Raw genomic sequence first — 17,564 nt, 5'->3', positions numbered from 1 at the left:
ACATTGCCATCTTTGGTGAGTAACATACGGGTTTTCCACTCTTGATCGCCATCGTTCTGAATTGCCAAACTGTAGCCGCCAGTCGCAAATCCCCAGCGGGCTGTGGGGATATCATTGACTACTAAATGACGTCCTGCGTTTGGGGGACCAACGACAAGCTGATGATCGGGACTATCCGTACCAATCCCGACATTGCCATCTTTGATGACCATCTGTACTGTTCCGCCAGTACCAGGGTTCAGTTCATTGTGATCATGAGTACCACCTTTATACCAAGCAAAGTTCTTGTCAGTGCGGAAATATTGGGTACCAGCCTGTATCCCGATGCCGTAATTTTGACGCCACAAGTTAATCATCTGTCTGGTTGATGCACCAAAGCTGAGACTTCTTGAGACAGATAATTGATTTGTGGTTGTAGTCCCATCTACCAGTAGGTTTTTATCCCCTGGATCTGAATCACCACCAACATGCAAACCGCCATTTATAGATAGTTTTGCCCCTGGATTTGTCGTCCCAATCCCCACATTACCACTACCACTGTCAATAAAAAGCCTACTATCTCCAAAGGAATTAGATATATTTAAACCTTGCTTATCTCCTGATTTTTGACTAATACTCCAAGTCTTTGCCTCACCCGCATAAAAATCCAACAGTTTTTCATCCGTACCCTGCGCCATAATCTTCAGGGGAGTATCTGCCCCAAAGGGCTTTTCTATGGCATCATCTTTAATATTGAGAGTGGATTCAATAAAATCTGCGAAATCCTGTTGAGAAGGCTTTGCCCCTGTCTTGAATAATCCTTGCAGTTCGCTTCTATTCTTTTGAGCCATGATCAATACTCCTGTTAACTAACAATAAAATCAATACCAATAATCATGTAACCAATGCCCTCGAAATCTTCCTGATCATAGTTGTCTGTGCCAATTAGGTCGATAATATGTTGAGGAGCAGAAACCAAAATCGAATCGGGGTGTTGCACTTGGGCGAGATTAAACTGATTAAGCCGATAATAAGTATCTGACTTGCCGCCAGATCCTGCTTTGATGCCGACTTGCTCGATTAATTTGAGATAGCCAACATAATCTACATAGGGTCTTTTCTCAATAAAATGGACGATTGAGGAACTATGGATTGAACTCCCAAAGGTAATATCTGCTTGTTCTTCATAGGCCCACGGGGACAAAAAACGTTTAATATCTTCATTGAGTTGATTGAGATAGTACCCTTGGTCATATCCAGGGCGAAAACGGATAGCCACTCTGTATTTAATGCGTTCGTAGCGAGGATTTTTAACCACGATTTGCACAAATGGTGAGGTATAGTTTTGCAGGTATGCCTGGATTTCCTTGAGTAAATACAAAGGTGCTTTGGGTTCGAGGGGAAAGAAAGGCGCTGTATTGGCAATATCGGGAACAACTACTACTGTTACCTTGGCATCACCAGGATTGTGGTTGCCAGCAGCAGAAGTGATACATTTCACCTTATAGATTTGGGGGAACTTTTCCAGTACCAGGCGTTCGTAATCCCAGGCAGTTATAGCCCTCTGTTTATGGCGCAGTCTTTCACTCACCCCCATGGTGAAAGCGCGATTGTCTTCTTTTGGTTTACCGCCAAAGGAACTATAGGGCTGTTGTACTGTGTTGATGGCGGGTTCTCGTGTGACAAATCCTTGAATAGAATTAGCAGCTAAGGGTTTACTTAAATGGTCGGCTGCATTCCCCTGATTCACAAAGGTCGCCCTGACTGCTTGGGTTTTGATGTCGAGAGTATCAGGAATGGCAGCAGCGTTTTCCGTGACGGTGGCTCGTAACCAATGTAAACCACTGGGTAACAAGTTATGCTGACTGGTGGCTCCCTCAGGGATACTCAAGCGGATAATCCCTGCATCCACTAACCCATTGGTACTATCGGAAAGCATCTCTGTATCTTGAAATTCTCGCCAAGAATTACCACTCAAGTAACTCCAGTGAATCTGTGGTGGAGTTAGTTCCCCATTACCACTGCCCGGTATCATTTGGAAGAGGATGGAAATGTTTTGGGGTGGTTGCAGATTGCGGATACCGATGTATAATGTTCCTTCTTCTTGATAGTTCGGTAGGAGATAATATTGGTTGTCTTGATTGAGAGTTTGGATATCCGCATAGCCAAAGGGATGAAGTTGGAAGATTTGACTAGGTTCCTGCTCGCTTTGGGAGGCTTGCAAGTCAATCTCTACTGAGGCGGTATAGTCGAGGGAGATGGCTTTCACTTGCGGGGTGTAAGGGGGATAAACTGTCAGAGATTTGATAGCATCATCCGTTGACAAAGCCACCTTGTATAGGACTATCTGATATAAATCATGGGCAAAATCTGGACTTTCTAGTTCTAGTTTGAAATACCGATTTTGCTCAAAAGTATCGTCTGTTTCTGTTTCTAAGCTAGAAGTATCGAGAGAATAGCCTGGAATATTAAAGTTTTGATAATTGAGGTTAATTGAATTATTTAAAGTATTGTTATTTTCGGTAAAGATGGATTTGGGACCTTCAATATCCACCCAGCTTCTGTTATTGAGAAGTTTCAAACTGGCTTGAAAGCTGTTATTAGCGATCGCATTCGGAATTATGCCAGTGATTGAGTATGCCTGATAATGGGTTGCAAAGTCTTGAGGAAGTCCCATCCATTCCATCTTGATAGCAAGACTATCTAATTTTTTGGTACTAATTTCTGTATTGGCGAAGTAAAAACCCGAACCTGCTTTAGGATTATTGCTAAAGGGTTGAAAAGGACTTTTGGTATTGAGTACTGAGTTATCATTTCGCAGTTTGATATCTTGAATATTCTCAGCCTTAACTTGTATTTTGACTTTTTCTAAGCGCACCGATTTAAATTCCTCGTAATAGATAAGTCTTGACTGGGAATTTTCTGCTGCTGATATTTCTTTCAACAGAATTTTTACAATCGGATAGGAAGTTGCGATGAAAAAAGTTGACTCATCTGGTTTTGGTGGCAAGATAGCTGGTAGGGTAGAATCGAGTTTTAACTGAAACTGTAAACTGTTAAGGTAAATAGCAGAAGAACGATAGAGGTTAATCTTGTCAGTACTAACAGCCTCTTGAGGGAAATTCCCAATTTGCTTTATATAAGCTTCCTTCTTGCTATCGCTGACTAATCCTGTAATCTTGAATATCTTACCGTCATCCCAGACAAGAAGCTGCCCCACATCGGAAAAGGTATATTCAGAACCTTCACGAAAAGAAACACTTGTAAAGTTACCATTTTCCGAAGAAGTCGAACTCAGAGATAGTTCTGTAGCGGGATAGGATTTAAGAGGTTCTTCTACAATAAAATCTCCAATTTTAGATCCAAAGGATTGAAGTTGTATCCATTGGGTTTCACTACTCAAGTAAATTTCAAAAGGTTCATTTTCACTGCTTAGTATTTCTTGGAAAGCATCCCGATTCAAAGTGTTTCCTTGAGAAGCGAAGGTGAGGGTAATAGTACGTGTACCTTCTTGCAACAAAAATACGGGAGAAGTAATGGTAAAACCGATGAAGTTTTGCGAGGTTTGACTAATCTCGCCAAAAGTATGAAAAGGTTGTGATATAGTGGCTTGAACCTTTTCTGCATCAACTAGAGAAGTTGCATGAATATTTTTAATTTCGCTTCTACCAATAGGAGGATAAGTAAAGTTCCTTTTCTTAGTTTGGGCTTTCTCAACGAGGCGATAGACTTCTTCCCAATCTGGATTTTCTGTAGTGGCTTGGATTTCCATAATCTTCCGGAAATCTGCCACACTCAGATACAGTTCTTCTTTGATATATCTAATAACTGGTTCTTGGTCAAGGTGATCAAATATCTCTTGGAGGGTTGTATAACCATTAGGCATTTTCGGCAAAGGATCGCCAGGATTAGGTGACCCAAGAGCCAATTCCATCATGCTCTTGAAAGCCAATTGTTCTCGCTCTTCTTGTTCTCGTTTTTCTTTTAAGGCATTACGCCTCCCCATGGTAATTTTTTTTCTGTAAGCTTTTTCTAGTATTTTATAAACTTCGTTCCATTCTAATTCTGTAGGTTCTTGGACGTCTGCATCTCCCTTCTTTATTTGCCGATCATGTATCTCAAAGCAATATTTGAAATTTTCTACAGTGGCAAAAAAAAGTTTATTTTTAATATAATCCTCTTGTTCCTGAGGAATTTGTTCAATCTCAATATCGTTGATTTGTTGATAAATACGTTCTTTAAGATAATCAATATCAACAGCGTCACCATTAAAATCAGGAAGTTGGTCTCCTTGGTTGGGGCTACCAACCGCCCAGCGCAGCATGTTTTCAAAGCTTTGATCGCTCTTGTTATCTTGCTGATGAATATTTTCTAAACTGATGTAATCTTTTTCCAGAAATAAGGTTTTGATGCTGGCTACTTGAGCTTGATTAACAACTATGTTTTCATCGGTGGCATAGTTAATATTAACCCCTTGACTATCTTGTCCAGCACTGAGCAAAGTACCCTTGTTAATAAGATGGGCTTCTTCTCCTTGCCCCAGCTCAAAAATTACATTAACTTTGTCTGGAACTTCCTCTTTTGTCCTTAACTGCAGTACCTCTTTATAATAAAAATCGAGATATCTTTGGGTCAGTGCCTTGAACTGTTGCTGAGGATAGCGTAATAATTGTAAAAACGTGAACAACAAAACTAGATGAGGTTGGGCTAATTGCCTTTGTGTCGATGGATCGTCGGCAAAACTTTCCGGGTTATTAATGTAAGCAAGCATTTGCTCAACATCTCCCCCAAAGAAACTCGACCAATCCCCATTTATCCGATTGGACTCATCGTAATAGTTTAGTTTTGTGGCATACTTTTGTACGAAGGTGAGTAAATCAGAAACATCGCGCTCATCTACGGAAACATAATCTGGTTCGAGTTCCCTTAGCAAGCGTCCGCGCTGACTAACGCCATCACGAAAAATATGATGTATAATTTTATTGTTTGTATTCATAACTAAATTCTATATCATTGATCAGGAGGGCGGATGTAAACTTTATTAACAAGCTAATCTAAAATAAAGTAATAAATCTTCATATCAGGAAGGAAAATAAAATTTGGTGTAAGCATTTAGTTATCAGCCATTAGCGATCAGCGATCAGCGATCAGCGATCAGCGATCAGCCATTGGCCGTAGGCCACGCTACTTGAGGTGCTATCAGCTTTTGAATAAAAGCTGACGGCTGACGGCTGTTCGCGTTCGCGAAGCGTCGGCTTTGCCGAAAGCGTGGCCAACGGCCTTTAGCTGTTCGCGCAGCGTGCGCGTAGCGCATATGCTTACTTTAAAAAGCTATTTGCCCACCCGACAAGAATAGGTAGGGTGGGCAAAATTCAAGCGGTTGTCGGTTTGATTAGAAATCATGGCTAATTTGCCCACCCGACAAGAGCGGCGATCCCACCCTAAACGATTGTCCGATTAATTCAAAGTCTTTGGTTTCTTGATTTTTAAGTTTGGCTCGAATCTGAGCAAATTGTCTAACAACATTGGGGTTATATAATCGTTCGCCACAATGTAAACAGACTTCGGCTTCTACTTGAACAATGGCTGTATTTCCCCCACCTTTGAGGAGTTTTTTAACTTGTTTGGTGGTCAATTCTCCTTGACAATTAGGACATTTTTTATGGGTTTTCATCACTATCTCCTTATTTGGCCATTAATCCACTTTTTCGGATCAGGTCGATATACAGTAACTAAAATAGCTGTGTTTGTTTCTTGATCATAATCCCAGACGCTATGAATTGGCTCAGTTGCAAAGTTTTCGCCATAGATTAGGCAGCGCGGATAAGGTTGATGATTAGTATAGTCTTCTATGATTTCACCATACAGAACAGAATGATAAATTTCATCAAAAGACAATTGATATTCTTCTGCTTCTTCGTCAGCATGATCGGTAATCCAAAATCGATAATCAAGAATTGCATCACTAATTTGCTTTATATTCATTCATTTTAGCTTACATCTGATTAAGGATAGCTGTATTGTACTATTTTAATCGATAAAGCACCGAATATTACCAGATAGATGGTGCGTTACATTTCATGCTTCGCACCCTACAAGAGTAGCGATCGCACTATCTTTTTAGATCACAAATGGTTACACTCTTTGCCTATCAATCGTTTCAAGCAATATCGTCCCCCCATATGCCCCACATCACTTGTATAATTGAGTTAATTTCAGTTCTGATCTGCACAAGATGCCTAACCGCGATCGCTTCCATTATGGTGTTCGCCGTGCCCTAGAAAAAGACGGGTGGTTGATTACTGATGATCCCCTTCGCCTGCGTTGGGGTAAGCAAGATATGTACGTTGATCTAGCAGCCGAAAAACTGCTCCTAGCGGTCAAAGATGAGCAGCAGATTGCTGTTGAGATTAAAACCTTTGGTGGTCCGAGCTCAATTGCTGATGCTCAAAAATCCCTAGGTCAATATTTTATTTATCTCTCTGTGATTAAACGCTTAGAACCTCAACGCAAGCTTTATCTAGCACTCCACGAAGAAGTATATGAAGATTTCTTTACAGAACCCCTGGGAGAAATCATTCTCAGTGATTACAACGTGCCTATTATTGTCTTTGACCCCGATCGGGAGGTTATTATCCGATGGATAGATTAACTAATTACCGCAAACTAATTCGAGAAATTATCACAAATCATACAAAAGTGCCCTATAAGCATGGAGACATTAAGTTTGAGACGGTCTTTGATCGGGAATCCGATCGCTACCTGCTGATGATTTTAGGCCGTCAGAATAAGCACTATGAGCATGGTTGTTTAATCCATGTTGATATTATCGATGGAAAAATCTGGATTCAACGAGATGGCACAGAAGTTGGAGTGGCTAACGAATTCGTTGAAGCTGGTGTCCCAAAAGAGCAAATTGTTTTGGGTTTTAAGTCACCTGAACGCAGGAAAGATACGGAATTTGCTGTTGCGTAGAGCGTACCCTATTAGTCGTAGGGTGGGCAAATTCTGAGAGTTTGACAATTTGATCACGAATCATGTCCATTTGCCCACCTATTAGTGGTAGGGTGGGCAAATTCTGAGAGTTTGACAATTTGATTAGGAATTATGTCCATTTGCCCACCCTACAAAAGCGATCGCGTAGCGTGGCCTACGGCCAATCGCACTTTGTACAACACCTAATTGAAAACTGCTATAATTGAATTAAAAGGATATCTAATCAAAAAATGACTAGGACACAAGTAAGTACAGAACATATTAGTATTAATCCCGAAATTCGCTTCGGTAAACCTTGCATTATGGGAACAAGGATAGCTGTTATTGATATTGTCAATTGCTATCTAAAACTGTCAGAATCTCTTGAAGATATTGCTCAAAATTATAATTTATCTCTAGCTTCGGTTCATGCGGCAATGGCCTATTATTACGATCATCGAGAAGAACTGGAAATTCGTAGGGCAGAAGGTGAAGCATTTGCTCAGGATTTTGCTAAAAATAACCCTTCTTTATTACAGGAAAAACTTAGGAATTTAAAGGGTGAGTAAAAGGATTCGTTATCATTTGGATGAGCATATTAAATCGGTAATTGCCCGGGAATTACGCCATCGTGGAATTGATGTAACAACTACGGTTGAGGTACAGTTGAGAACTAAAAGTGATGAGTCTCAATACTCCCTACTCCCTACTCCCTACTCCCTTTGCTATAGCTGATAACTGATAGCTGATAGCTATCGATCGCATTTATTTACATTCTCCCTCAAAAAAAAAATTATAAAAACCCTTGACAAATTAAATTATAATCATTACGATTATATTTGTAAACAAAAAGCAAAAGGTTACCCTTATGCCATCAGAATTTCCAACTAATAATCCAGACAACAATCCAGAGGATTCTTCCAACAAAAAAATCCGTGTTCAGCACATTTTAAAGGGCGACCGCAAGGCAGTAACTAATACCATGCATGCCCTGTATGCAATGGGCTACGCCCAAATATCCGAGTGGAGTCCTCTGCAGCGGACGGATGTTCCCGGAGAATTCATAACAATTATGACCAAGTACTTCAGGCTCCGTTAAAACGTTAAAGCGATGCAGAGGTGCGACCCGTGGCGAATTTAATTCGCCTACGGAAAACGCACCATTACGGTCTTGGGGGTTTCCCCCATGAGCGACTGCATCAAGACATTGCTGGGGGGTTTTCCCCCTGGCCAAACCATCCGGTCCAATAACATAGGAGCACGTCTGGATAGGTTATAAAACTGAATGACATAAGGTAACATTCCTAGCCGTGGATAGTATTTCTGCGGCTATTTTTTTTAAGGTTGGGATGTTGAAGGTTGAAGGTTGGGATGTTGAAGGTTGGGATGTTGAAGGTTGAAGGTTAGTTGGTTGAAGGTTGAAGGTTGGGATGTTGAAGGTTGAAGGTTGGGATGTTGAAGGTTGGGATGTTGAAGGTTGAAGGTTGGGATGTTGAAGGTTGAAGGTTGGGATGTTGAAGGTTGAAGGTTGGGATATTGAAGGTTGAAAGCACTGTAGGGTGGGCAAATTCTGAGAGTTTGACAATTTGATAAAGAATCATGTCCATTTGCCCACCCGACAAGAGCGATCGCACCAGGCGATCGCTACTTTGAGCCTAATATTTTGTCATATTCGGCGTGTGTTCCAATCCAAAACCAAGCTAGATCATTATCCTTTTCTACCGCAATCGCTCTGTAGTGTAAACCCACTCGAACTGACCAAAACCGACCTACTTTCTTGAAATGTAGTGAGGGATATCGAGGATCCTGTTTGAGCAACTCGTAACATCTATCGGCAAGTTCTTGGATTTCCGATGGTAGCTGTCGATAATAATACCCAAAATCTGGTGTAGCAAGATGTTTCACAAATCAGTACAATTTCCTTGTTGTAAATCTTTCAGTGCTTTGTCTGCTAGTGCATCTAGCCTACCAGCCGCAACATCTGCTTCAAATTGTCGATCCCAATTTGCTGCATCAAATTCTGCAAACCAATTCCGAAATTTGGCGAGATCCTCACTAGACAGTTGACTGACAGCACGTTCAATTTCTCCTAAGTCACTCTTATTCATAAGCCCTAATTTTGTACAGATCTATTCAAATTATACCGGGGACTACTTATTTGTTTACATTTAATGGTTTGCACCCAAAAAGAGCGATCGCACTGAGTTATCGCGCAAGCATTCAGCCATCAGCGGTTAGCTGTCAGCCGTCAGCCTAATGTTTAAAATAAATCTCAAATGAGAGATATTTCTACTCCCTACTCCCTACTCCCTACTCCCTACTCCCTACTCCCAGATCCGCTGTTCCCTTTGCTAAAGCTGATAGTGTGTTCGCATTCGGTTGGGTAGGGTGGGCAAATTCTGTAGCGAAGGCAATAATATCAACAATCCTGTCGATTTGCCCACCCTACTTTATCGGCTAAAGCTGATAGCTGAATACTTACATTATCGCTGTCGGGTCATTCCAATTATTGCGTCTACGGTAAAGTCTGAGATAGTGTCAAGGGTCGGGAGTATGTCAGTTCCGGCAAACACCAGTGGTAGCTCCTGGTTTTCCCAAACCCAGATTTGCTGTCGCTGAATATCGATTAGCCAAGCCAGCTGAGTCCCGTTGCTCAAGAGGTGCGACCCGTGGCGAATTTAATTCGCCAACGGAAAGCGCACCTAAAGTGCAAAATTTTGTTCTGTAGGTCTAATGTGCTTTGGTCAGGGGAGCGAATTTCAATTAACCAGTCTGGTGAACCTTGCAGGGGGCCATCTTCATCCCTGAGGCGGACGCTTTTAACAACGACAATATCTGGTACAGGGGATAAGGGAGGAATGATGCACCGGAGTTCTTGAATCGCAACGCAAGCATGGGTTTGATTGTTGATGGCGTTTACGAGGTTGCGTTGGAGGCGGGAATGAAACAATGTTGGCATAGGCTTTTGCTTCGGGTGTCCATGGATGAATTCCCAAGCAGGAGATGCTTCTATATTCGGTTGTTGGAGAAAAGTGTCTAAGGAGTTAGTAATGCTAGGTGATTGCATAATTAAGTTAGCTGAAGAATGCAAAAATTATCCCTATCCAACAAATAGACCTCTTGCCAAAGTATTTTTATGATAGTGTTTACGTCAATTCTTTTCCACTGTTCCCAGCTCATAATAGATCGGCGTAGGGTGGGCAAATCATGATAGTTTGGCAATTTAATCATAGTGTCATGCCCATTTGCCCACCCTACTACAGATCGGCGTAGATCGGCGTAGTGCGATCGCATTCGGTTCGGTAGTTGGGTAGCATTCGGTTCGGTAGTTGGGTAGGGTGGGCAAATTCTGTACGGAAGGCAATAAGATCAGTTATCATGTCCATTTGCCCACCCTACCATTGCGCTTTCATCGGGGTAGTGCGTACGCATTCGGTGCGGTTGTGCGTACGCATTCGGTTGGGTAGTTGGGTAGTTGGGTAGGGTGGGCAAATCATCAACGTCATACCAATAGGAGCGCGTGTACATGTCCATTTGCCCACCCTACTACAAGAGTGCGATCGCGCACTACTTGAGCGGCGATTGGCCATAGGCCACGCTACGCGATCGCACTGATAATTCTTCACGAAGAATACGGCGTAGATCCCCTTGGGTGAGAGGTTGCTCAGAAGGGCACTGGAGATGTTTTTTTAAAGCCTCATTTATTAGAGTCTGATAACCAATTCCAGCCGTTTCGGCCTGTTCTCGAAAATTGGCAAGAATTTCATCATCGAGATAAATAGTAATGCGTGTTTTTCCTTTAGAAGAAATTACAGCTCCTCGTTTTCCTTTAGAAAAATCATATTCCTTTCTCATAAGCTTTTGTCTCCTGTTTTGTGGCGCGACGAGCAGAAATTAGTCGAATCACCTCACCGCGCATGGTATATACAACGACCAATGGTAATCCAGAGTTTCCTATTCCCGCGCTCGATGAAACGTTCTTCAGTAATCGAATCTGGATCAATGTCATGAATGGCAAGGGGATCGAAAAACACCATTTCAGCTTCGCTTAGGAAACACCATGCTTTTGCCAATTGGTTTTTGCAATTCTTGGATCATATTCAAAGGTCATACATATAATATATGTATAACAGAAAGTCTAGTCAAGATTCATGGTGTGGCGTGGCAAGCCTTAAATGTTGCTTTAGTGCGATCGCATTCGGAGCGGGTAGGGTGGGCAAATACTAAACGGAAGGCAATTTCATCTCGAACCCAAGACCATTTGCCCACCAAACAAGCCACGACAGTAGGGTGGGCAAATTATGTAGTGCGATCGCATTCGGAGCGGGTAGGGTGGGCAAATACTAAACGGAAGGCAATTTCATCTCGAACCCAAGACCATTTGCCCACCAAACAAGATCCGCGATTGGCCGTAGCTACGACAGTAGGGTGGGCAAATTATGTAGGTTTGGCAATTTCATCAAAGTGTCATGTTCATTTGCCCACCAAACAAGATCAGCGATTGGCCGTAGGCCACGCTACGGGATGAAGCCTTCGCAAAGCGTGGCCTACGGCCTCAGCTTCCGCGCTTGTGCGATCGCATTCGGTGCGGTTGTGCGATCGCATTCGGTTCGGTAGTTGGGTAGTAGAGTAGGGTGGGCAAATTCTGAATCTGGGGTAGGGTGGGCACATAATCAAAGTAATACCATTTGATCACCAATCATCGACCAATGCCTACCCTACTACCTACTTTTCGCTTCATAACTTGGGCGACTTGACCGTATCTTTCTCCAGTTAACCCTTCTAATGTATCATGTTCAATATCCTCATCCTGTCCTAATTTACTCGTCCATTTTCCGTTTAATAATTGTCTAGCCACATGAGTGGGTTGACCATTTAACATGTAAATGGCTATTTTTTGATAATTTTCTTCTAAATCCGGGGTTTCACAGATTACATAACCAAGAGTTTCAAAAGCTTTAATAAAAGCCAAAAGTGTCTCAACTCTTGGAACATTAACGGGCCAATAACTCTCTTTCATTGGATCTGGCCACCACCATCTTTGAGTATCTTCAGCCGCCCAAGCCACAGCACTGGTAATGTGATAATTTGTAGAGGCTAAATTAGGATAATCCCTTTCAATCCATTGTCTGACTTGCGATAACCACGCCTCATTTCCTACCATTTATAACCGTTACGGACTCCCCAATTTAGCCATGCTTTGATCATTTCTTGAGTATTCCCCTGATGTTCTTCTTGAACAGGATCTTCTCTAGTAATGGATTTTAAAGCCCAAAACCACCGTCCAGATTTTTGTTCAAGTTCCCTTAATAATAACGGAATTGCTTCTTTTCCCATGCCAATAATTTGTTGATAAGCAGGATGCATAGCTGCTTGAGTGGTTGATGAAATTCCTCTGGTTTCTTCCCGCCACTGGTCAACGAGTTGCCTAAACGTTTGTTCGATATCTTCTTGAATTAGGGACATTTTCTCTCCATTTTGTGGTTGTAAGTAGGGGTAGGGTGGGCAAATCATCAACGTCATACCAATTGTTCCGTTATCATGTCCATTTGCCCACCAAACCTGAATGTGTGGTAGGGTGGGCAAATCATCAACGTCATACCAATTGATCAGTTATCATATCCATTTGCCCACCAAACCTGAATGTGGGGTAGGGTGGGCAAATAATCAACGTCATACCAATTGATCAGTTATCATATCCATTTGCCCACCCTACTACAAGAGTGTGATCGCACTGCTCCCTGCTCCCTGTGCCAAAGTGTTGATTTAACATAACAAGTACGGAAGAGCCGAATTTTTGATGCTATATTCCCTACTCCCTACTCCCTACTCCCTACTCCCTACTCCCTTGAGCTTCCCCTGTCGAGACAACATTCACGTTGCGAAGACGCAAGGCCGTTATCAGATCGCTATCCATGGTATCTTCATCTAAATAAAGACGAATTTGTGTCATTTTTAGGGTTTGGTTGCCTGATAATGTTGTTTGGCGAGTTCTTCATAGGCAGTTTGTTCGGCTGCTATATCTTGGTCTATTTCCTGACGGTTAGCATGATAATAAGTTAATGCAGCATAAATTTGAGTGATTGTTAGGTGATTTAATCGTCTGGCTATTTCTTCGGCGTTGTTACCTTGATTATATAGGCCAGCAATTCGGCGCACAGAGGTTCGAGTTCCTGCAATGACTGGACGATTACTATTGGGATCAGTTGTGATCAGGCAAGCCAATGTCGGTAAGGGTTGCCAAGGGGTTTCGACCATAGATATGGGGGGTTTTTCCCTTATTTTAAAATATAGTGCGATCGCATTCAGAGTTGTAGGGTGGGCAAATTATCATTGTAATACCATTTGATAGCGTGCTCATCCCCATTTGCCCACCCTACTCTGAATCGGGATTAAACTGAAACAGAGGATGCTCGCCACCATCAATATCTCAATATGTCGAACTATCGTCGTTCTTATGTGCCAGGAGGAGTATTTTTTCTGACTTTAGTGCGATCGCATTCCGTCGGGTAGGGTGGGCAAATCATGAAAGTTTGGCAATTTCATCATAGTGTCATGCCCATTTGCCCACCCGACAAGGTGAGTTGTAGGGTGGGCAAATTATCATTCTAATACCATTTGATAGCGTGCTTATCGACCAATGCCCACCCTACTCTGAATCGGGATTAAACTGAAACAGAGGATGCTCGCCACCATCAATATCTCAATATGTCGAACTATCGTCGTTCTTATGTGCCAGGAGGAGTATTTTTTCTGACTTTAGTCACTTATCGCCGTATTCCTCTATTTTCAGATGTTGAGAATATATCTCGGTTACGGAAGGCGATGGCAAAAATGCGGACAGAAAAACCCTTTGACATCACAGCAGCCGTTGTTTTACCGAAAATTTTGGTTTAAAGCCCCGTCCTTCGTTCGACGGCTTTTTCTTGGGCTCAGACTTGATAGTTTTATACAAACATGTTAATATAAATGTATATCAAAATAGGTCGATATTCGGTGATAATATTAGAGTTTAAAGCCAAAGGCAAAGAGTCCCAATATTCAGCTATAGACGAAGCTATCCGGACGGTCAAGTTTATCCGAAATAGCTGTATTAGTTTATGGCTGGATAATAAAGGAACGGGAAAAAGTGACCTTAGTAGGTACTCTAAAATCCTGGCTAAAGAGTTCTCTTTTGCTAATGAATTAAACTCTACAGCCCGTCAGGCTGCCTCTGAGAGGGCATGGTCATCGATTGTTCGCTTCTACGATAACTGTAAGAAAAAAGTCCCAGACAAAAAGGGTTTTCCTAAGTTCCAAAAGCGTGCTCGGTCGGTCGAGTACAAAAAGTCAGGATGGAAATTATCCCCTGACAAAAAGTCGATAACATTCACAGACAAAAAAGGGATTGGGAAGCTTAAGCTAAAGGGCACCTGGGACTTGTGGCGCTTCGACAAGAAGCAAATTAACCGGGTTCGGATAGTCAAGCGAGCTGATGGGTACTACGTTCAATTTTGTGTTGCGGTCAACGTAAAAGAGGAAGTAGAGCACACAGGCGAAATGATTGGGTTGGATGTAGGACTCAAAGAGTTCTACACAGATTCCAACGGTCACTCCGAACCCAGTCCCCGATTCTACAGAAAAGGGGAGAGACGCTTGAAGTTTTATCAACGCCGGGTTTCCCGGAAAAAGAAAGGCTCATCCAATCGCAGAAAGGCGATTAACAGATTAGGCAGGCAACACCTTAAAATAAGTAGGCAACGTGAAGAACATGCCAAGAGACTGGTTAGAAGTTACCGCAAGAAGAGTGCAGCCTTTATAGTTGATAGGCTATGCATCAAAGGTGGCAGGTTTTGTTGTAAGGCTGCACTCTTCTAAGGTTTCGTCTCCGGCACGTTGCGTAATCCGATCTAACGATTTGGTCGCCTACGAAGATTTAAGGGTTAAGAATCTAGTAAAAAATCACTGTCTCGCTAAATCTATTAATGACGCTGGTTGGTATCAATTCAGGAAATGGTTAGAGCACTTTGGCACTAAATTTGACAGGATAACTGTTGCAGTAAATCCTGCCTATACCAGTCAAAACTGCTCTGAGTGCGGCGAGGTCGTCAAGAAGTCCCTATCTACTAGGACTCATATTTGTAAATGTGGCTGCCAGTTAGACAGAGACCATAATGCCGCTATCAATATCCGAAATCGAGCTATAAGTACGACGGGGCACGTCGGAACTTGGATTCTAAATCCAAACGCTTCAGGAGATTTGGCCTCTACTGTTCTTGATTCCGTTCGCGAAGCGTCGCCTACGGCGAATCAGGTTCAGCAAGCTGGGTCGTTGAGTGAAGAATCCCCGCTCCGCGATTGACGGGGAGTGTCAACGGATCATCTTCATTTTATCTGGTCGTTACCACCGGATGATTCTAATTATTCTCAGCGAGTCTCTCGGTTAAAGGTGTTATTTACCCGCTCTTTACCGGGAAAACGCTCATTATCTGGTGATGTTTCCCCTTCTCGTCGTAAGCATCGAGAAAGCAATGTCTGGCAACGTCGGTTTTGGGAGCATACAATTCGTAATGACCATGATTTACACCGACCTAAACGATTATATTCACTATAATCCGGTTAAGCATGGTTTGGTGTCTTGTCCACATTTGTGGGAATATTCCAGTTTTCACAAATGGGTGGAGCGAGGCAAGTATCGACCCGATTGGGGGTGTTGTTGTGGGAGGAATTTACCACAAGTTCTAGATTTTCGCGATTTAGAAGATAAAGCAGGGGAGTAGGGTGGGCAAATAATGAACGTGAGGTAGGGTGGGCAAATAATGAATGAAAGACCAATTGATCACGAATCATCTCCATTTGCCCACCCGACAAGAGCGATCGCACTTAACCATTGGTGGCGGTGGGTTAGAAGTGGGGTGGATGGGGTGAGTCTGTTTGGTTTTGGGTTGTTGCATTACATGGCTTTAACCCAACCAACCACAGAGGCGTAGGCATTCCGTAGGGTAGGGTGGGCAAATTATGAGAGTTTGGCAATTACATCAGGAATTATGTCCATTTGAACAACCGACAAGTGCGATCGCACTTTTGCCCACCCTACCAGATCAGCGCTCGCCATTCATAATCCTTGGCAACTCAACGGTTTCAAACTATGTGGTCATTCGGCAAGCCCATACGGCGGAGCGTAACCTTTTCCATTTGGTTCGAACTTTTGTAGTCCTTTGCCACTCACGACCTCGACTTCTGTGTTTCTTACCGTGAATTTGTAAGGCTTTTTTGCTGCGAAACCACTTTTGTCTACATTTTCATCCAAGTTAGAAATCACCGAAATTAGATGCGTAGGCGCATACACATCCACATTCATTTGTCCGGCTAAGTCTCGCGCTATTGTTTCACCACTTACACCCGTATCTTTGGCTCCGGTTGCGCATGACACTAATATGATTTTACTTATATTTTCCGAGTTCAGACCCATTTCGCCAAGCCTTCTGGTTATGCCATTCGCGTCTAACCCACTGACTTGGTCTGTATAACCGTGGCCTATAATGTACACCTCCTCCTTGCCCCGTTGCTTAGTGAATCTTGGCCAAAAAGATTTTTTCTGTTCATATTTATAGTCTGTGCTGTGAAATGATTTTGCTCGTTCATTAGTTCGCTTTTCCAATAACGAGGCCGCTAACGCCGGGAATTTATCACCTGACTCGCTAGGTTCTCCGATCATGAATGTAACGCACTGAATAACTTGGCCGGGGGTTTTCGGATTCTCCGCACCTTTCTGTTTTTGGTTGCCCAAGGTAGTTGCCACTCTCCCTAATTGGGCTTCCATCGCTCTGCCACGGGGACGCATTTTACTCAAGACAGTCCTTCCCTTCTCCTCCGCCTCGGTTTCCAACCCCACTTCGTCATTTATTTCCATACCTTTATAGTACTTTCTTGCTTTGACTCTTCCCTCCTTCTGCTGCACCACATGCCACGCCTCATGGGCCAAATGCTTCTCCTGCCCCGGCCCCACATGAATCTCCGTCCCCTGTGCATAGGCAAGTGCTTGCAATTGTGCCGGTTTCTCCGAGTTGTAATGCACCCTCACATCATCCATCGAAAAGCCCGAGAGGTTCTCTATGCCTGCCTTGAGGCGATCAGGCAAGCCAGTTTTGTTTTCTTTTTTGCTACTCAGTTCCCTCATGCTTTCGCCATAGGTCAACGAATCCCCCGTCAACGGTTGTGCTGCTCGCTGCACCATATTCCTTTTCGGCTGCACTACCATTTGCCCACCGTGATTCGCCCCTTGCCTGCTTCTATCTCCCGGCTGTCCAAAAGAAAACTTCCCTTGCAGCCCCATTTCTCTCCTTCCCGTTTCCGGCTGGTATTGTCCTGATTCTAAGGTGCGCATCACATTAGCACTCATACTTCCCCATTCCCCGACCGCCTCTTCCGCGTTCCACTCCCTTTCTTCTGCTTCCAATATTTCTCTATAACCTTTCGGTCTGGAGTCTTTCTTTTTCTGAGCAATTGTCCACGAGGAAGAGTGAGAAGATTTCGGTTTATAGGTATGAGTGCGCATATTTTATTCCTTTTACCAAGTACCCTATTAGAAAACAATATCAGTCGATCCCACCCTCTTCCTGGAGCGCGAC

The 17,564-nt window shown here is 43.0% G+C and carries 27 protein-coding genes and 3 pseudogenes; 13 read left to right on the top strand and 17 right to left on the bottom strand.

Annotated elements, in window-relative coordinates; genetic code table 11:
- From F6K64_RS04825 to F6K64_RS04805, 5 genes and pseudogenes are all read right to left on the bottom strand, one after another.
- A pseudogene (locus F6K64_RS04825) lies at window positions 1-830 on the bottom strand (hypothetical protein); the annotation flags it as partial.
- A gap of 14 nt (window positions 831-844) precedes the next feature.
- Window positions 845-4,975 (bottom strand): baseplate J/gp47 family protein, encoded by a 4,131-nt coding sequence (locus F6K64_RS04820; protein ID WP_287264991.1) that lies wholly within the window; start codon window positions 4,973-4,975, stop codon window positions 845-847.
- Between the two features lie 165 nt (window positions 4,976-5,140).
- Entirely contained in the window at window positions 5,141-5,293 is a 153-nt protein-coding gene (locus F6K64_RS04815; protein WP_154659890.1) for a hypothetical protein, read from the bottom strand.
- A 78-nt stretch (window positions 5,294-5,371) separates the two neighbouring features.
- A complete protein-coding gene (locus tag F6K64_RS04810) occupies window positions 5,372-5,653 on the bottom strand; it encodes a YgiT-type zinc finger protein (RefSeq protein WP_287264990.1) in 282 nt (93 codons plus the stop codon).
- 2 nt (window positions 5,654-5,655) lie between these two features.
- Complete coding sequence (locus tag F6K64_RS04805) at window positions 5,656-5,964, bottom strand: DUF4258 domain-containing protein (RefSeq protein WP_287264988.1); 309 nt, start codon at window positions 5,962-5,964, stop codon at window positions 5,656-5,658.
- 250 nt (window positions 5,965-6,214) lie between these two features.
- Between F6K64_RS04805 and F6K64_RS04800 the strand changes: the two genes are divergently transcribed.
- The 6 genes from F6K64_RS04800 to F6K64_RS04775 all read left to right on the top strand — a co-directional run bounded on the left by F6K64_RS04800 (window position 6,215) and on the right by F6K64_RS04775 (window position 8,205).
- Window positions 6,215-6,631 carry an element excision factor XisH family protein gene (locus tag F6K64_RS04800; RefSeq protein ID WP_287264987.1) on the top strand — a complete coding sequence of 139 codons (417 nt, stop codon included), beginning with the start codon at window positions 6,215-6,217 and terminating at the stop codon, window positions 6,629-6,631.
- The gene (locus tag F6K64_RS04795; RefSeq protein WP_071102561.1) at window positions 6,619-6,954 is read left to right on the top strand and encodes a XisI protein; all 336 of its coding nucleotides are present in this window, start codon (window positions 6,619-6,621) and stop codon (window positions 6,952-6,954) included. The genes F6K64_RS04800 and F6K64_RS04795 overlap by 13 nt, the downstream gene beginning before the upstream one ends.
- 251 nt (window positions 6,955-7,205) lie before the next feature.
- Window positions 7,206-7,523 (top strand): DUF433 domain-containing protein, encoded by a 318-nt coding sequence (locus F6K64_RS04790; RefSeq protein ID WP_287264984.1) that lies wholly within the window; start codon window positions 7,206-7,208, stop codon window positions 7,521-7,523.
- On the top strand, window positions 7,516-7,689 hold the full coding sequence (locus tag F6K64_RS04785; RefSeq protein WP_287251688.1) for a hypothetical protein: 174 nt from the start codon (window positions 7,516-7,518) through the stop codon (window positions 7,687-7,689). Before F6K64_RS04790 ends, F6K64_RS04785 begins: the two co-directional genes overlap by 8 nt.
- A 133-nt stretch (window positions 7,690-7,822) precedes the next feature.
- The gene (locus tag F6K64_RS04780; RefSeq protein ID WP_009149621.1) at window positions 7,823-8,053 is read left to right on the top strand and encodes a hypothetical protein; all 231 of its coding nucleotides are present in this window, start codon (window positions 7,823-7,825) and stop codon (window positions 8,051-8,053) included.
- Window positions 8,054-8,082: 29 nt separating this feature from the next.
- Entirely contained in the window at window positions 8,083-8,205 is a 123-nt protein-coding gene (locus tag F6K64_RS04775; RefSeq protein ID WP_267872082.1) for a hypothetical protein, read from the top strand.
- Between the two features lie 22 nt (window positions 8,206-8,227).
- On the opposite strand, the gene F6K64_RS04770 is transcribed toward F6K64_RS04775, so the two are convergent.
- The 7 genes and pseudogenes from F6K64_RS04770 to F6K64_RS04735 all read right to left on the bottom strand — a co-directional run bounded on the left by F6K64_RS04770 (window position 8,228) and on the right by F6K64_RS04735 (window position 11,027).
- Entirely contained in the window at window positions 8,228-8,539 is a 312-nt protein-coding gene (locus tag F6K64_RS04770; RefSeq protein ID WP_287263412.1) for a hypothetical protein, read from the bottom strand.
- A gap of 59 nt (window positions 8,540-8,598) precedes the next feature.
- Complete coding sequence (locus F6K64_RS04765) at window positions 8,599-8,859, bottom strand: ParE family toxin-like protein (protein ID WP_287251686.1); 261 nt, start codon at window positions 8,857-8,859, stop codon at window positions 8,599-8,601.
- The gene (locus tag F6K64_RS04760; RefSeq protein ID WP_287264983.1) at window positions 8,856-9,062 is read right to left on the bottom strand and encodes a hypothetical protein; all 207 of its coding nucleotides are present in this window, start codon (window positions 9,060-9,062) and stop codon (window positions 8,856-8,858) included. Before F6K64_RS04760 ends, F6K64_RS04765 begins: the two co-directional genes overlap by 4 nt.
- A 375-nt stretch (window positions 9,063-9,437) precedes the next feature.
- Window positions 9,438-10,021, bottom strand: a pseudogene (locus F6K64_RS04750) (Uma2 family endonuclease).
- A gap of 190 nt (window positions 10,022-10,211) precedes the next feature.
- Window positions 10,212-10,334 carry a hypothetical protein gene (locus F6K64_RS04745; RefSeq protein WP_287264979.1) on the bottom strand — a complete coding sequence of 41 codons (123 nt, stop codon included), beginning with the start codon at window positions 10,332-10,334 and terminating at the stop codon, window positions 10,212-10,214.
- Window positions 10,335-10,521: 187 nt separating this feature from the next.
- Window positions 10,522-10,809: a BrnA antitoxin family protein gene (locus F6K64_RS04740; protein WP_287251683.1), complete on the bottom strand. Its 288-nt coding sequence runs from the start codon at window positions 10,807-10,809 to the stop codon at window positions 10,522-10,524.
- A gap of 53 nt (window positions 10,810-10,862) precedes the next feature.
- Window positions 10,863-11,027 carry a BrnT family toxin gene (locus F6K64_RS04735; protein ID WP_287264977.1) on the bottom strand — a complete coding sequence of 55 codons (165 nt, stop codon included), beginning with the start codon at window positions 11,025-11,027 and terminating at the stop codon, window positions 10,863-10,865.
- Between F6K64_RS04735 and F6K64_RS04730 the strand changes: the two genes are divergently transcribed.
- Entirely contained in the window at window positions 11,015-11,482 is a 468-nt protein-coding gene (locus tag F6K64_RS04730; protein ID WP_287264976.1) for a hypothetical protein, read from the top strand. The two genes, F6K64_RS04735 and F6K64_RS04730, sit on opposite strands and share 13 nt — an antisense overlap.
- A gap of 27 nt (window positions 11,483-11,509) precedes the next feature.
- Here the strand turns inward: F6K64_RS04730 and F6K64_RS04725 are convergent, their stop codons facing one another.
- From F6K64_RS04725 to F6K64_RS04715, 3 genes are read right to left on the bottom strand one after another with little or no spacing between them, the layout of a single operon-like run.
- Complete coding sequence (locus F6K64_RS04725) at window positions 11,510-11,650, bottom strand: hypothetical protein (RefSeq protein WP_287251680.1); 141 nt, start codon at window positions 11,648-11,650, stop codon at window positions 11,510-11,512.
- 3 nt (window positions 11,651-11,653) lie between these two features.
- Window positions 11,654-12,118 (bottom strand): DUF7689 domain-containing protein, encoded by a 465-nt coding sequence (locus F6K64_RS04720; RefSeq protein ID WP_287251679.1) that lies wholly within the window; start codon window positions 12,116-12,118, stop codon window positions 11,654-11,656.
- Entirely contained in the window at window positions 12,112-12,540 is a 429-nt protein-coding gene (locus F6K64_RS04715; RefSeq protein ID WP_287251678.1) for a hypothetical protein, read from the bottom strand. The genes F6K64_RS04720 and F6K64_RS04715 overlap by 7 nt, the downstream gene beginning before the upstream one ends.
- A gap of 211 nt (window positions 12,541-12,751) precedes the next feature.
- On the opposite strand from F6K64_RS04715, the gene F6K64_RS04710 reads away from it, so the two are divergent.
- Window positions 12,752-12,886 carry a hypothetical protein gene (locus F6K64_RS04710; protein ID WP_287264974.1) on the top strand — a complete coding sequence of 45 codons (135 nt, stop codon included), beginning with the start codon at window positions 12,752-12,754 and terminating at the stop codon, window positions 12,884-12,886.
- 23 nt (window positions 12,887-12,909) lie between these two features.
- Here F6K64_RS04710 and F6K64_RS04705 read toward each other — a convergent pair whose 3' ends face one another.
- Entirely contained in the window at window positions 12,910-13,212 is a 303-nt protein-coding gene (locus tag F6K64_RS04705) for a DUF433 domain-containing protein (RefSeq protein ID WP_287264972.1), read from the bottom strand.
- A 450-nt stretch (window positions 13,213-13,662) separates the two neighbouring features.
- Between F6K64_RS04705 and F6K64_RS04700 the strand changes: the two genes are divergently transcribed.
- The 5 genes and pseudogenes from F6K64_RS04700 (at window position 13,663) to F6K64_RS04680 (ending at window position 15,923) form a co-directional block, all read left to right on the top strand.
- A complete protein-coding gene (locus F6K64_RS04700) occupies window positions 13,663-13,851 on the top strand; it encodes a hypothetical protein (RefSeq protein ID WP_287264970.1) in 189 nt (62 codons plus the stop codon).
- Between the two features lie 99 nt (window positions 13,852-13,950).
- The gene (locus tag F6K64_RS04695; RefSeq protein ID WP_287264968.1) at window positions 13,951-14,811 is read left to right on the top strand and encodes an RNA-guided endonuclease InsQ/TnpB family protein; all 861 of its coding nucleotides are present in this window, start codon (window positions 13,951-13,953) and stop codon (window positions 14,809-14,811) included.
- Window positions 14,777-15,295, top strand: coding sequence for an RNA-guided endonuclease InsQ/TnpB family protein (locus tag F6K64_RS04690; protein WP_502708027.1), 519 nt, complete (start codon window positions 14,777-14,779; stop codon window positions 15,293-15,295). Before F6K64_RS04695 ends, F6K64_RS04690 begins: the two co-directional genes overlap by 35 nt.
- Before the next feature lie 15 nt (window positions 15,296-15,310).
- Window positions 15,311-15,713 (top strand): annotated as a pseudogene (locus F6K64_RS38730) (REP-associated tyrosine transposase); the annotation flags it as partial.
- A 39-nt stretch (window positions 15,714-15,752) separates the two neighbouring features.
- A complete protein-coding gene (locus F6K64_RS04680) occupies window positions 15,753-15,923 on the top strand; it encodes a hypothetical protein (protein WP_287264964.1) in 171 nt (56 codons plus the stop codon).
- Window positions 15,924-16,087: 164 nt separating this feature from the next.
- Here F6K64_RS04680 and F6K64_RS04675 read toward each other — a convergent pair whose 3' ends face one another.
- Window positions 16,088-17,491 carry an eCIS core domain-containing protein gene (locus F6K64_RS04675; protein ID WP_287264962.1) on the bottom strand — a complete coding sequence of 468 codons (1,404 nt, stop codon included), beginning with the start codon at window positions 17,489-17,491 and terminating at the stop codon, window positions 16,088-16,090.
- Between the last annotated feature and the right edge of the window lie 73 nt (window positions 17,492-17,564).

The organism is Moorena sp. SIO3A2 (assembly GCF_010672265.1).
Lineage (GTDB): Bacteria > Cyanobacteriota > Cyanobacteriia > Cyanobacteriales > Coleofasciculaceae > Moorena > Moorena producens.
The sequence above is the reverse complement of the archived record's forward strand: the minus strand, read 5'-3'. Positions and strand labels throughout refer to the sequence as shown.